We start from the raw sequence: 13,072 nt of genomic DNA, 5'->3' as shown, positions 1-13,072 counted from the left end.
ATTTCCTGGGCTGGAAGGCGGCGATGCGTCTCAACCGGGGATCCTGCCTTACAGTTTTGGCTCCTCCCCTCGCCACCCCACTTTCGTAGGTCAGCGGTGCCGTCATGCCCGCATTCGGCCTGCCCGGGGTTACATGCGTGAGCCGGAGGTCTTCCCCCCTCATCTCACCCGACCCGAAATTGGGGTATCTCTTTGCCTTTTTCCCTGCACGAGGGCGACGCGCTCAGCGTCCTCGCCGAACTGCCGGAAGGCTGTGTCGACTCCGTCATCACCGACCCGCCGTACAACTCCGGTGGCCGGACGGCGAAGGAGCGCACCTCCCGCAGCGCGAAGCAGAAGTACACCTCCGCCGACGCCGGCCATAACCTGCCGGACTTCACCGGCGAGAACATGGACCAGCGCTCGTACGGGTTCTGGCTGACGCAGATCATGACCGAAGCGCACCGGCTCACCCGTACTGGCGGCACCGCGCTTCTGTTCACCGACTGGCGTCAGCTCCCCACCACGACGGACGCGATCCAGGCGGCCGGATGGCTGTGGCGTGGTGTGCTGGCCTGGCACAAGCCGCAGGCCAGACCCCAGAAGGGCCGCTTCACGCAGAACTGCGAGTTCATCGTCTGGGCCTCCAAGGGTGCCATCGACGCCTCCCGCAACCCGGTCTACCTGCCTGGCCTCTACAGCGCGTCGCAGCCGTCGGGCAAGAACCGGCAGCACATCACCCAGAAGCCGGTCGAGGTGATGCGCGAGCTCGTGAAGATCTGCCCTGAGCAGGGCACGGTGCTCGACTTCTGCGCCGGCTCCGGCTCGACCGGCGTCGCCGCCCTTCTGGAAGGCCGTGACTTCATCGGCGTCGAGAAGACCGAGCACTACGCGACGATCGCCGCCGACCGGCTGACCGAGACCCTGCAACAGACCCTGAATCAGGACGACTTCGTCCTGTCCTCCTGACCCGCAGGGGCTGCCCGACCTGGGCGGAATCTGAATTACCGGATTCCTTCCCGGTCGTGAGTGCAAGCGTTATAGCACCGGATCCCCGGTTATCGAAACCGGGGATCTTCCGGATGGTTGGAGCCGCCATCCCAGTCCATGGGAAGCGGCTTCAAGGAGGACCCTTTCGTGCCTGAACCCATAAACCCCAACGACGACGGGGAAATGGAACCGGTCCGCTTGCCGGACACGGATCTGGAAAGCATCGAGGCCAGCGTGCGCAAGCTGCTCAAGCAGTCGGCCCAGCAGGCCCAGCAGCTCGACAGCCTGTCCACGGAGCCCGGACCACGCGCGTTCGACGGCTTCGGCCTCCCGGGATTCGCCGGCCTGCCGGTACCGCCCGCCCCACCGGAGCCGCGCCCGATCCTGGAACTGGACGGCGAGGAGTACGAGGACGAACTCGACAGCCTCAGCGACTGGGTGGACGACTTCCTCATGCCCATCTACGGCGCGGAGGTCACCACAGCCACGCCCTGGTGCCAGCAGTGGCAGGAACACGACTGTGTCGTCGCCTGGCTGCATGCCCTGTGGCTGGCCTACCAGCAGCACAAGGACCCCGAAGCCGGACCCAGCGGCTTGTTCGTGTGGCACCGTGACTTCCTCACCCATGCCATGACCACCGTTCGCGCCCCCGGCGGGCCGCTGTCCGCGTGCATGACCGACCCGGACCGGCCCGCCCACCGCCTGCTGCCCGGGCCCAAACCCTCCACCTGGGCGGCGAGTTCCCCCGCCGACGAGCCACCCACGGTCGGCGAGCCGGGCCAGGCCGCCGCATGAGCGATCCCGAACCCCGGCCGGCCTTCGGCCTGTCCTTCGACCCGAGGGCTCTGACCGACCTTCTCCAGGCCCCGGGCGACATACGCGACTTGGCCCTCGACCAGCTCCAGAAGGTCGTCAACGCCCAGTTGTTCGGCGGCAAGCTGACCGAGGAGCTGACCGGGTGCCGCAAGCTCTACGTCGATCACCGCAACGCCTGGCGCATCGTCTACGCCCAGCGCCCGGCCCCACCCGGCGCGACGCACCGCACCGAGATCCACGTCGTCGCCGTACGCCCGCGCGCTCGGCACGACGTGTACGAAACGGCCTGCGCCCGCCTCGGTATCGCCCGGCGCCCGACCGGCGCGCGCACCCACGCCGCCCGCGCCCGCTCCCCGCAGCTGGACACGCAACGGCCGCCGGTCCCCAAGCCCGGCCCGCCGCCCTATGCGGTGCCCGGCCTTCCCTCAGCCGCACCCACGCACACTCCCTTGAAAGGCCCTGTCCGTTGACCCGCCTGTCCTTCATCCTCGACCGTGTCGCCGAGGCGCTGGCTGTCGAGCCCCCGTCCGCCAACCAGCATCACCTGGCCATCTTGGAGATCGCCCGGGACTGCTACGACCTAGACGAGGCACTCGACGCCCTCGTCGGCGACCACGCAGATGGTGTCCTCGCCATCGAACGACCCGACACCTTCGCCCACCGGCTCGCCGAACGCCTGCGGCTCGAAGTGGAGTTGACCCGGCTGGTGTCCCAGCCCTGCTGCTGCGCGCCGGTCTCCGAGGCCACCGAAGCCCAGGAGGACTTCGCGCTGCACTGCGGGAGCGAGCCCGAGACGATCCTGCACGCCTGCCGTGACGCCTTCGCCGCCGCCGGCGATCCACCCGCCCTGACGGCAGCGGACCTCATCGGCTTGCTCAGCGACCTCTCCGCAGGCTCCGACGGGCGCGGCCCGTACGCCGGACTGACCGAGGCCCGCCTGTCCAAGCTCCTGGCCCTGAACAACGTGTACGCCTGCGCCATGGACGAAGACCGGGAAGTCAAGGGGTACCGGCGCGGTGCCGTGCTGATCGCCCTGCAGGGCTTCGCCCCCTGATCCACCAGCCATCTCTCGCCAAGATCCACCCGGCGACCGAGGCGGACCGGCCGCTGGCCGATTCCCTCCACCAGGACTGCTCCGAGGCGAACCTGCTCCTGCGCTGGGGCCGGACCCGAATCACCCATCGCGACTTCACCCGGCTACTGGACCACTGCGATGTCTGGATCGGCCTCGACGTCGAGGGCCGTCCACTCGCGATGGTCTCGGCCGGGCTCGTCAGCCACGAAGCGGGCGTCGTCGATCTCGGACTGCAGGTCGCCGACGCCCACCAACGTCGCGGCATCGGCACCCTGCTGGCTCGGCACGCCGCCGACCACGCCCGCCGCAGTGGCGCCCACACCCTGACTGCGTACCTCCACGCCGCTAACACGCCGATGCTGCGCCTGCTCGCCCGGCTCGGCCCCGCCGTACACACCCGCGAGGGCGTTCACCTCGATGTCCGCATTCCCCTCGGCGACACCCCCGCCGGCCATGCGCCGTCGTGATCGCCCCCACCGAGAAACCAGTCCTATTTCATGCCTGCCACTCCTGCCCCCGCGCCGGCGAAGAAGGCGCTCACAGGTCTCGATCACCGCATCGAGCTAGCCGTCGGCCACAGCATCGACCAACTGTGGCAGCACCGCGACCGCGACCTCCTCGACGAGCCACGCAGCCGTCTGGTCGACGCCCACCGCACTCTGGTCCAGGCCGAACACGGCGTGACCTTCTACCGGGTCCAGCTCCAGCGGCTGGCCTCCGGGGAGTTCGCGGTCGACCAGGCCCTGTTCTCGCGCATCAACCGCACCGTCGCCACGCTGGAAGAGGCCGCCGCCACCCGCGACGAGCGCGAGCAACAGGTCGTGGCGGCGCTCGAACCCATCGAGGCTGCCGTTCGTTCGAGTGGAACAGGTCCGGCGGCGGAGCTGCCAGCGCCGGATCACGCGGCCCTGCTGGCCATCGCCCAGGGCGCCAAGCTGCGCGAACACCTGCTCACCCAGCGCCTGTCGGTCGTGACCGCATCCGGTACCCGCCTCGCCTACAGCCAGTTTCAGCGACTTGAGGCGGCCGGTCTCGTCGTGCGCGACGACGCCCATCCGCTGCACGCCGGGCAGCCCGTCACCCTCACCGACGACGGCCGTGCGCTTCTCGCCTCACCTCGACTACCCAGGCCACCGGCAGCGTCGCCCGAGCGGCGGCCCGGAGCCTGGCCAGCTCCCTCCGCCCGTCGGCGCTGACCCCGCACCAGCCCACCCGCACAGGCCGTTTCCTGCCGCCGACCCGAAACCACCGATGCCCCAGTACATCCCCGAACTCCGCCCTGACACCACTCCGGACTTCCGCCTCGAAGGCTACGAAGCCGCCAATGACCGCGTCGTCGATCGCTTCCGGCTGCAGATCACCTTCGTGGAGCACTGCTCGACTGTGTTGGCCGAGCACCACACCAACGACGGCCAGCACAGCTACTACGTCATGCACGACGGGAGTGCCACCTGGGGCATGCCGGGTGCCCCCCAGATCGTCGCCCTGCACCTCAAGCGCGACATGACCGCGCGGACGTTCCGCTTCGACCGCACTGAACTGCCCCTGCCGGCCATGGCCCAGTCCTGGCTGATCGCCCGTGGGTGCCCCGAGACGGAGATCCTCCTGACCGAGGAGCTGGGCACCACGCCCGCCGACGCCGCCACGCGTGCGCTGGAGGAACGGCTGCGCCGGGACGGAGACCACTTCTCCCTCCTGCACAGCTACACCCACGACATGGGGCCCGTCGAGACCACCGTGCTTTTGCGGGCCCTCGACGAACGGGCGCCCATGCCCTTCCGGGTGCTGCTGGAACAGACCGACACCGAGACCTTCACGCACACCCTGCGCGAGGGCGGCTTCGCCACCTTCGAGGCCGCCACGACCTGGTGGGAAGCACACTGGAGCGGCGAACCCGCCTCGCTGTCCGCACCTGCCCCTCCCGCCTGCCAGAGCACCCAGCCTGTGGCCCAGGCGCGTCCCGTGCCGCCGACACCACCGCGCCGTCCCGGCCGCTGATGGCGGCAGCAACACCCGGTGATTATGGGGCGACTTCACGCCGCCTCGTCTGATGGTGGCGAAACATAGCACTCCATCCCCGGTTAGCGAAACCGGGGATTCTCCGCACTCTTGAAGCCGGCCCGCACAGGCAACTGTCCGGCCTGCATTCTCTGTTCCTACTTCCTGACATGGAGCTCAATTTCCCATGCGCTCAACCCGAATTGCGATATCCGCCGCACTGCTCGGCTCGCTCGCCCTGCCCCTCGCATCGGCTTCTGCGGCGACCGCAGCGCCGACGTCCGTCGCCACTGCGGTGCCCGCGTCATCCTGCACCAGCAGGCCGTACCTCCCGTGGGCGGTCCACGGCACCAACGCCGTGACCATCCGCAAGAAGGCGACGACCAAGTCCGCCGCCGTCGGCATCCTCTACAAGTCGCACAGGTTCACGGTGCACAAGACCACCAAGGGCGCGAAGTGGGTGTACATCACCGACAAGACCACCGGCGTCAAGGGCTGGGTTTCCGGGACCTACGTCTATCGCGACGTCCGCATGTGCCTGGACTAACCAGTCTGCCCCTCTCTCCCGAGCGGCCCTGAATCGCACTCGTCTGTAAGGCGGTTGGGCCGTGGAAAAGCCACGCCCTGTTTCCCCGAATCCAACGGAAAGGAATTGTGCTGTGCCTGACGCCGTCGACGTGCTGGGCGTCCTGACCGAGCAGATCCAATCCCGCTTCCAGATGCCGATTGCCGAGCTGCGACGCGCGGTAGTCGCCGCCCCGCAGGCCCACCCGGAAGCCACAACGATCGTGCGCTGGCACGGGCTGCTCACCGAGGCCCAGCAGGTGCTGAACAGGGCCGAAGACGCCCTTGCCCAAGCCCTCGCCCACCACGTCGACACGGTGCCCGACGGCGAATTCGTCGAGCTGCCCGAACACGTCATGCGGCTCGCGGACTCGGTGAACAGCGCGCACACCGTGCGGGAGGGACGCGCCATGACGGTGCGCCACCTCCTCGACCCTCAGGCGATCGGGAACCGCAGCCCGGGGGCGTGGCGCGGGACGGCGCCCACCGCCCGCCGGGGCCCGGCCCTGCCCACCACCGCACCGTCTGTGCCGGACACCGCGCAGGCCCCCGTACGCGGGGCGGCCCGGTGAGCGTGACCGACAAGACCTCCAGCCAGGACAGCCTGCTGGAGCAGACGTTCGGCGCCCCCGTGCGTGAGCTGTACACGCAGGCGTCCGGCCGCGATGCGTCCGCGGCGCTGCGGCGGGCGCTGGAGCTGCGCTCCTTCCTCGTGGTGGCCGAGGAGCAGGTGGCCTGGGTACGGGACCGCGTCCACGAGGCCACCGCCGCCGATCGTGACATGAGCGGGCTGTCCGCCGACGACCTGCGCTTCGACGCGCAGTGGCTGGAGGGGGCCCTGGCCGGGCGCAACGGCTACGTCGCCGCCATCGGCCAGCTGCTGCGCACCATGCCTCCACCCGAGCCGGTGCCACGCCGACCCGTACGGCTCACGCAGCCGACGACCACCACCGCCCTTCCGCCCGGCCGACATCCGAGCCGGGGCAGTGCGAGGGCCCCGACCGTGAAAGCCCCGATTGCCCGCACCTGACGCCACGGCCCAGACGATCGCCGAGCGCATCGAGGACCTGTACGCCCAGCCGCTGGCCGACCTCGGAACCTTGGCCGGCCTCAACCCCGACGGCAGCATGCTCGCCGCCCTGATCGCCGGCCTCACCGACCTGCAGTTCGCCGAGCGCAACATCGACTTCCAACGCCAGCGGCTGCTTCAACTGGCCGATCCGGAACGAGAGATCGGCACCTACGAGGCAGGTCACATCCTCGACTGCGCGCGCCGGATCTCCGACGCCGTCGCCACCCGCGACGCCCACGCCAAGACCCTGAGCGGCGTCCTGGCCAGCCTGCACCGCGTCCCCGCCCCGGACGCGGAGCCCGAGCCCGCGCGGGCCGCCCCCACTGCCGCACCGGTTCCCGCTCCCGCGCGTGCTGTCGCCCGTACCCGCTGACCCATCGCCCCGCCTGAGGAGATTCCCCCTTGGCCGCCACCGGTCTGTCCCGCACCACCCTGAACGACCTGTCCCGCGTCACCGAGAGCCTTCAGATGCTCGCCCCCAGCTGGAGCGTGTGGGTGCTGATGACCCTCGCCGCCCAGCCGCTGCGCTACAGCGAGGTCAAGGCAAAGCTCGCCCTGCTTGCGGACGGCCAGCTCCACCCGAAGCTGGGCAAGCTCGTCGACGCCGGTCTCGTCGAACGCACCGAGCACACCCCCCGGCACGTCACGTACGGACTGACCCGTCGCGGCGCCGACCTGATGCCCGTTCTGCCCGTGCTCGCCGCCTGGGGGGACACGCATCTGGAGAATCCTCTCGTACGGAACAAGGCCACCGGCGAGCTTCAGCCGCCGCAGCCGGTCGCGGTGGCACAGAACATCGAGGACACGATCGCACTGATCAGCCCGCGGCATTCCACGCCGCTGGTGTGGGCGCTGAAAGCCCGTGGGCCGGCGAGTGCCAAAGCACTGGCCGCCGAGGTCATGCCCCACTACAGCCTCAGCCGCGTCTACCCGCCGCTGCGCCAGGTGATCGACGACGGGCTGGCCGAGACCACACCGGCCGGCGACTACCAGCTCTCCGCCAGCGGGCGGGCCCTCGCCCCGGTCTACCAGGCGCTTTCCGCGTGGGCGGCCGGATACCCCCTCGCCGAAGCTACCCACTCTCTGTGGGGCCAGGCCCTGACACCGTCTTCCTCAGCCCGCTCGGGACCATGGCTGACCACCCAGTCCCGACTGCCCGCGCCACCGGCCGTGCCCGCCCCGGGCCAGATGGCCAAGGCTCCGGCCACACCGTGGCAGCCCGGCGACCTCTTCTCTCACCCGATACCCGCCCGCCCCCTGGCGATCTCTCCGGCAGGAGGCCCGCGCCGATGACCAGCACCGCGATCCTCAACCACCCGTACACCGGCCAGGTCATCAACACCCTGTCCCTGCCATCCCTGATCCGGCTGGTCAGCGAGATCGACGACAACGGCCCCATCAGCCACCGACGCGGCAGCCTCCAGGGCGCGTTCGGCGACCTCACCCGCCGCCAGCTGCGCTACGCCATCGACGTCGCCCGCGCACTGGGCCTGGTGCACTTCACCGACCACGCACCGGCCCGCTACCGGCTCACCGAAGCAGGCGAGGACCTCGCCTCGGTGTACGACACCGTCGCCCGTTGGTCCCGCACCCACCAATACCCCAACACGGCGAGGGGCTTCGTCACCCGCGTCCAGCACACCCTGAAACTGCTCGGGGACAACGGCGCCGTCCTCCCCACCGAGGCGGCCTTCGCGCTTGGTCAGCTGCGGACCACTCTGGCCGACTGGCTCCAGACGCATCCGCAGGTCCTTAACGCCATGGCATCCCGCTCCTCCCACGCGGCGGATGAGACGGAGCACGCTGCGTGAGAGCCCGTACCGGAAACCGGCCCTCCCACCGACCGGTTTCCCCCCTGCTGCGCAGTGTCTATCTCCCGCGCAGCATGGACGCCGCCGCGTTCGCCATGACGACGTACGGCATCCCCCTGCTGGTCCTCGCCACCACCGGATCCGCGGCCCTCACGGGCCTGGCCTTCGCCGTGGCTGGTGCCCTGGTCGACCGCCACGGCACCACCCGCGTCTTCCGCCTCGCGGCCACCGCCCGGGCCACCCTCGTCCTGGCCGCCGCGCTGCTCCTTGAGGCCCAGACGGGCGGGCTGGGGAAGACAGTCACGGTGATGGCGCTCGCCGCCGGCACCGGTGTGCTCACCGAGTTCAGCTACGTCGCGGCCGAAACCGCGGGCGGGCTGGCAAGCCGTACCGCCGGTGCGCGTGCTCACCGTGTGCAGTCGGTGCTCCTCGGCATCGATCAGACGGCGACCCTGGCCGGACCCGCGCTCGCCGGACTGCTCCTCGCCCACACCGGCGCCACCGGCATGCTCGCCGCGACCGCCGCCTTCTCCCTGCTCGCCGCCGCCCTCGCCTCCAAGCCGCACACCGACCAGCACGCCACTACCCCGGCGGCCGTACGGCAGGGATGGAAGACGGGCTGGCAGACCCTGCGCGCGCTGCCGGCACTCGGCTGGCTCGTCGCGGGGCTGACGCTGTCCAACCTCGCCGTCGGCCTCCTGCAGGCCGCTGCCCCGGTGATCGTCGTCCAGCAGTTCGGCCACTCCAGCGCCGATGTCGGCCTGCTCTGGTCGGCAGCCGCCGCAGCCTCCCTGATCGCGATCTGCCTGTGCCGCCACGTCATCGACCGCTGCGGTCTGTGGCCCGCCGGGGCCGTCTGCGCGACGATCACGGCCTCGGCCTGCCTCACCCTCGCCCTCACGCACACCTACCCCGCCTATCTGGCGCTGATCGCGCTCTTCATGGCTGGCGAAAGCGGCATGACCGTCGTGCTGCGCACCCTGCGCTCCCACCTGATCCCCGCCGACGTCTTCGGCAACACCCTCGCGGTGACGATCCTGCTGCTCCTTACGCCCTTTCCGGTCGCCGGCCTGCTTGTTGCCGCCATCCCGCCCAGCCAGCTCGGCCATGCGATCACCGCCTGCGCCGTCCTGCAGGCAATCGGCCTCGCCACCGCCTTCACCCGGCTGCGCACCCTCCCGGCCCTGCGCCCGTCAGCCGCCTGACCTCCACCTCGCACCCGCCTCGCCCACCCGTCCGCCTTCCTGGAGGGCTGCCCGATTCCCATGCCCCACGCCGTCAGGCAGCACGCCTGCCGCTTTCCGAACCTGTTGGCCTTCGCATCGACAGGCGAACGATCACGGAGCAGTTCCACGACTTCGATACTGAACACCCATACGTCTACCGCGCGTTGGAGCGGCTCACCGCAGACCGGATAGCGGCGGGAGTTACCCGCATCGGACTGAAGGCCCTCTTCGAAGCGCTGTGTTGGCGACTCCCGCAGGGCTTGCGAGGGCTAAACAACAACTTCACGGCCTTGTACGCACGCAAGCTGATCGCCGATCACCCCGACTGGGCCGGCGCTCTCGAACTCCGCCCCCGACGCACCCCCTGACCCGACGGCGAACCAGACCAGACCCACTCCCCTCACCGCAACGCCAATTTGGAGCACTCTGTTGCCGTTTCGCCCTGTCGTCCTGATCGTCGCCGCCGCTGACATGGAGGCCGAGGCATACCGCGCGTACTGCCTTGAGAACGTCGCCGCCCACTACGACGTCGTCCTGATCACCGATGCCGAACCGACGTGGGAACGCCCCTACCTTTTGGACTGGGAGGTCGCCGACCCGACTGACCAGGCGGCCCTGAGCGCCGCCGCCCTGGCCCTGGCCGAGCGGCATCCGGTGGCCGGGGTGATGACGTGGACCGAGTGGTACCTCGTGCCCGTGGCCCGCCTCGCCCGCCGCCTCGGCCTGCCCACCCCCGGCCCGGAGGTGATGCAGGGCTGCCGCGACAAGGCCACCTCCCGCGCCCTGTTCGCCCAGCACGCGGTGCCCTCGGCAACCTCGAACGGCGTCCGCACCGTTGCGGAGGCGGCCCGCGCCGCACAGCACATCGGCTACCCAATCGTCCTCAAGCCCGCTGCGCGTGCCGCGAGCGCCGGAGTGATCCGCGTCGACACCCCCGAAGAACTGCCGGACGCCTACGCCTTCGCCGCCCAGGCCGCCCGCTTCGGGGCCGAGGGCACCGAGGTGCTGGTCGAGGAATACCTCGACGGTCCGGAGGTGAGCGTCGAATGCGTTACCTACCACGGCACCACCACCGTGGTCGCCGTCACCCGCAAGACGGTAGGACTCCCGCCGTACTTCGAGGAGATCGCGCACGCCGTCGACGCCGCCGACCCGCTGCTGGCCACGGTTGCCCCAACTGCCCAGGCCGCCGTGCAGGCCCTCGGCGTCACCGACGGCGTCAGCCACGTCGAACTCCGCCTCGTCGACGGCCGCCCCCGGTTGATCGAGGTCAACGCCCGCCTCGGCGGGGACATGATCGGCCACCTCGTGCACCTCGCCACCGGCATCGACCTCGCCCGGGTGGCGGCGGACATCGCCTGCGGACGTGCCCCGGACCTCACCCGGACGCACAGCCGGGCAGCGGCGATCCGCATGATCTACCCCGCCCACCCTCACCGCACGCCACCTCACAGACGGCTTCGCCGAGCAGGCGCCGTGGCTGGAGCGGGCCCACTTCCACCGCGATGTCGGCGACCAGTTGATGCTGCCGCCGGACGGCGACCTGTTCACCGCCCGCATCGGGTTCCTGATCACCACCGGCCCGACCGCCGACGTGGCCCAGGACCGTTCCCAGGAGGCATACCGCCACCTCACTGTCCAGGTCGCCCCGCATCCGACCGCCGTCCCCGCGGACTCGGCCACGTGAGCACGACGACTGCTCACGCCCCGGTCCACGGCCGCCGTCTGCTGACGGGGTACTTCGCCGCGCTCGGGGTCGTGATGGCCGTCTGGGGCGCACGGATGCCAGCCGTCCAGCAGGCGGCCGACCTGAGCACCGCAGGTCTCGCCCTGGTCCTGCTCGCCGCCGCCGTCGGCATGGTCATCGGCCTTCACGTCGGCGGGCGTCTTGCCGCTCCTGCCCGGGAGCCGCTGCTGCTGACCAGCGGCGCAGCCGGCCTCGCCGCCGCCCTGGCGGTGATCGGCGTCTGTCGCACGCCGCTCACCCTCGCTCTGGGGGCGTTCGTGTTCGGTATCGCGCACGGTGTGCTGGACGTGGCTCTGAACGCCGCGGCGGTCCGCTACCAGGACCGACTCGGACGTTTCATCATGTCGTCCTTGCACGCCGCCTACAGCCTGGGCGCGCTCGGTGGGGCCGGACTCGCCGCTCTCAGCGCCCACACCTCCCACACCTGGCTGTTCGCCGTCACCGGCCTCGCCGTCGCCTCGGCTGCTGTGGCCATGGCTCCAGTGGCCCGCACCCTCGGCATGCTCGAGCCCACTACCCCCGCCATATCCCGGCGTACGCCGGACCCGAAGGACTCGCCGGGCTTGCCCCGGGCGCGCTTGTGGCTGCTGGGGGCACTGGCCGCAGCGTGTCTGCTGGGGGAGGGGGCCGCAGCCGACTGGGCGGCCGTGCACCTGCACAGCCTGGATGCCTCGACGGCGGTCAGCGCCTCCGCGTTCGCCCTCTACAGCGCGTCTATGGTCGCCGGAAGGCTCGCCGGGGACCGCCTCATCGCCCACTTCGGCGCCCCGATGGTCGTACGCATCGGGGCCGTCCTTGCCGCGGCCGGGCTCACAGCTGGCCTGGCCCTGGCCACCGTCCCGGCGGCCCTGGCTGGCTGGGCGGCACTGGGCCTGGGCCTGTCCGTCACCATCCCCAGCCTGATCACCGCCGCCGGACGCGGCGGCCCCGGCGCCGTCGCCACCGTCTCGGTCACCGGCTACGCCGGACTGCTCGCCGGCCCCGCCCTCATCGGCGCCCTCGCCACCCTCACCGCCCTGCCCCACGCGCTGCTGCTGCCCGCCCTCCTCGCAGCCGCCGTCGCCGCCCTGTCCCTCAAAGCCCTGGAGAACCCCACCCCTTGACCAGCACTTCCCTCACTCCGACCGGCGTGGACGCCGTGATCGCCGACTACAACGGTGTCGCCGGTCTGCAGCCCACCAACGCCATGTGGACCCGCCTCGCCGACATCGCCGAGTGGCCCAGCGGGCAACTCGACTCCTTCCAGGACGCCTTCTGGGCTCCCCGGAATGAGTACGACGCCGGAGAACTGAGCGATCTCGCCTACTGGGCCAAAGTCCTCGGCCACCACCCCAGCCCGCGGTGGCTGCGCACCCTACGCGCCGCAGACACCGCCATGTGGATCCGTACCGACAACCGCGTCCTCGACATCCTGCACCGCGCCCGCCAGCCGGGACTGCCCATGGTGCTCCTTTCCAATGCCCCGCACTTCCTGAGTGACGTCCTTGACGCCACCGACTGGCGGCGCGAACTGATGACCGACGCCCTGTACTCGGCCCGCCTGGGCCTGTGCAAGCCCGACCCGGCCGCCTACAAACACGCCCTGGCCGCCACCGGCATCGACGACCCCGGACGCGTCCTGTTCATCGACGACCGCGAGGACAACTGTCAGGCCGCCGCCGAACTGGGCCTTCGCACCCTGCACTACACCGGCCAACCCGCCCAGATGGAGGCACAGTTGCTCCGCCCCCGCCCAGCTGCGGTCTTCCGAGCACCCGCATACCCGCGCGGCACCAGCCGCTGACTGCCTCCCCT

17 protein-coding genes and 1 pseudogene are annotated in these 13,072 nt (G+C 70.6%); all 18 read left to right on the top strand.

The window, feature by feature from the left end; genetic code table 11:
• Positions 1–192 precede the first annotated feature (192 nt).
• Positions 193–948 carry a DNA-methyltransferase gene (locus ACH4TV_RS32085; RefSeq protein WP_398404287.1) on the top strand — a complete coding sequence of 252 codons (756 nt, stop codon included), beginning with the start codon at positions 193–195 and terminating at the stop codon, positions 946–948.
• A gap of 204 nt (positions 949–1,152) precedes the next feature.
• A complete protein-coding gene (locus ACH4TV_RS32080) occupies positions 1,153–1,764 on the top strand; it encodes a DUF4913 domain-containing protein (RefSeq protein WP_398404591.1) in 612 nt (203 codons plus the stop codon).
• Entirely contained in the window at positions 1,761–2,255 is a 495-nt protein-coding gene (locus tag ACH4TV_RS32075) for a type II toxin-antitoxin system RelE/ParE family toxin (protein WP_398404285.1), read from the top strand. Before ACH4TV_RS32080 ends, ACH4TV_RS32075 begins: the two co-directional genes overlap by 4 nt.
• Positions 2,252–2,839, top strand: a complete 588-nt coding sequence (locus tag ACH4TV_RS32070; RefSeq protein WP_398404283.1) for a hypothetical protein — start codon at positions 2,252–2,254, stop codon at positions 2,837–2,839. The genes ACH4TV_RS32075 and ACH4TV_RS32070 overlap by 4 nt, the downstream gene beginning before the upstream one ends.
• Positions 2,758–3,327, top strand: coding sequence for a GNAT family N-acetyltransferase (locus ACH4TV_RS32065; RefSeq protein WP_398404589.1), 570 nt, complete (start codon positions 2,758–2,760; stop codon positions 3,325–3,327). The genes ACH4TV_RS32070 and ACH4TV_RS32065 overlap by 82 nt, the downstream gene beginning before the upstream one ends.
• Positions 3,328–3,357: 30 nt before the next feature.
• Entirely contained in the window at positions 3,358–4,056 is a 699-nt protein-coding gene (locus tag ACH4TV_RS32060) for a hypothetical protein (RefSeq protein WP_398404281.1), read from the top strand.
• A gap of 55 nt (positions 4,057–4,111) precedes the next feature.
• Positions 4,112–4,858 carry a hypothetical protein gene (locus ACH4TV_RS32055; RefSeq protein ID WP_398404279.1) on the top strand — a complete coding sequence of 249 codons (747 nt, stop codon included), beginning with the start codon at positions 4,112–4,114 and terminating at the stop codon, positions 4,856–4,858.
• Between the two features lie 187 nt (positions 4,859–5,045).
• Positions 5,046–5,405 (top strand): SH3 domain-containing protein, encoded by a 360-nt coding sequence (locus ACH4TV_RS32050; protein ID WP_398404277.1) that lies wholly within the window; start codon positions 5,046–5,048, stop codon positions 5,403–5,405.
• 112 nt (positions 5,406–5,517) lie between these two features.
• Positions 5,518–5,994, top strand: coding sequence for a hypothetical protein (locus ACH4TV_RS32045; RefSeq protein ID WP_398404275.1), 477 nt, complete (start codon positions 5,518–5,520; stop codon positions 5,992–5,994).
• A complete protein-coding gene (locus ACH4TV_RS32040) occupies positions 5,991–6,452 on the top strand; it encodes a hypothetical protein (RefSeq protein ID WP_398404273.1) in 462 nt (153 codons plus the stop codon). The genes ACH4TV_RS32045 and ACH4TV_RS32040 overlap by 4 nt, the downstream gene beginning before the upstream one ends.
• Positions 6,439–6,867, top strand: a complete 429-nt coding sequence (locus ACH4TV_RS32035) for a hypothetical protein (RefSeq protein WP_398404271.1) — start codon at positions 6,439–6,441, stop codon at positions 6,865–6,867. The genes ACH4TV_RS32040 and ACH4TV_RS32035 overlap by 14 nt, the downstream gene beginning before the upstream one ends.
• A 29-nt stretch (positions 6,868–6,896) precedes the next feature.
• Entirely contained in the window at positions 6,897–7,787 is an 891-nt protein-coding gene (locus tag ACH4TV_RS32030; protein WP_398404269.1) for a winged helix-turn-helix transcriptional regulator, read from the top strand.
• Positions 7,784–8,305: a hypothetical protein gene (locus ACH4TV_RS32025; RefSeq protein ID WP_398404267.1), complete on the top strand. Its 522-nt coding sequence runs from the start codon at positions 7,784–7,786 to the stop codon at positions 8,303–8,305. Before ACH4TV_RS32030 ends, ACH4TV_RS32025 begins: the two co-directional genes overlap by 4 nt.
• On the top strand, positions 8,302–9,510 hold the full coding sequence (locus ACH4TV_RS32020) for an MFS transporter (protein ID WP_398404265.1): 1,209 nt from the start codon (positions 8,302–8,304) through the stop codon (positions 9,508–9,510). The genes ACH4TV_RS32025 and ACH4TV_RS32020 overlap by 4 nt, the downstream gene beginning before the upstream one ends.
• 86 nt (positions 9,511–9,596) lie before the next feature.
• Complete coding sequence (locus ACH4TV_RS32015; protein ID WP_398404587.1) at positions 9,597–9,899, top strand: hypothetical protein; 303 nt, start codon at positions 9,597–9,599, stop codon at positions 9,897–9,899.
• Between the two features lie 103 nt (positions 9,900–10,002).
• Positions 10,003–11,218, top strand: a pseudogene (locus ACH4TV_RS32010) (ATP-grasp domain-containing protein).
• Positions 11,219–11,292: 74 nt separating this feature from the next.
• Positions 11,293–12,381 carry an MFS transporter gene (locus ACH4TV_RS32005; protein ID WP_398404585.1) on the top strand — a complete coding sequence of 363 codons (1,089 nt, stop codon included), beginning with the start codon at positions 11,293–11,295 and terminating at the stop codon, positions 12,379–12,381.
• A complete protein-coding gene (locus ACH4TV_RS32000; protein WP_398404263.1) occupies positions 12,378–13,061 on the top strand; it encodes an HAD family hydrolase in 684 nt (227 codons plus the stop codon). Before ACH4TV_RS32005 ends, ACH4TV_RS32000 begins: the two co-directional genes overlap by 4 nt.
• The last annotated feature ends 11 nt before the right edge of the window (positions 13,062–13,072 follow it).

The organism is Streptomyces sp. NPDC020898 (assembly GCF_044333925.1).
Classification (GTDB): Bacteria; Actinomycetota; Actinomycetes; order Streptomycetales; family Streptomycetaceae; genus Streptomyces.
The sequence above is the reverse complement of the archived record's forward strand: the minus strand, read 5'-3'. Positions and strand labels throughout refer to the sequence as shown.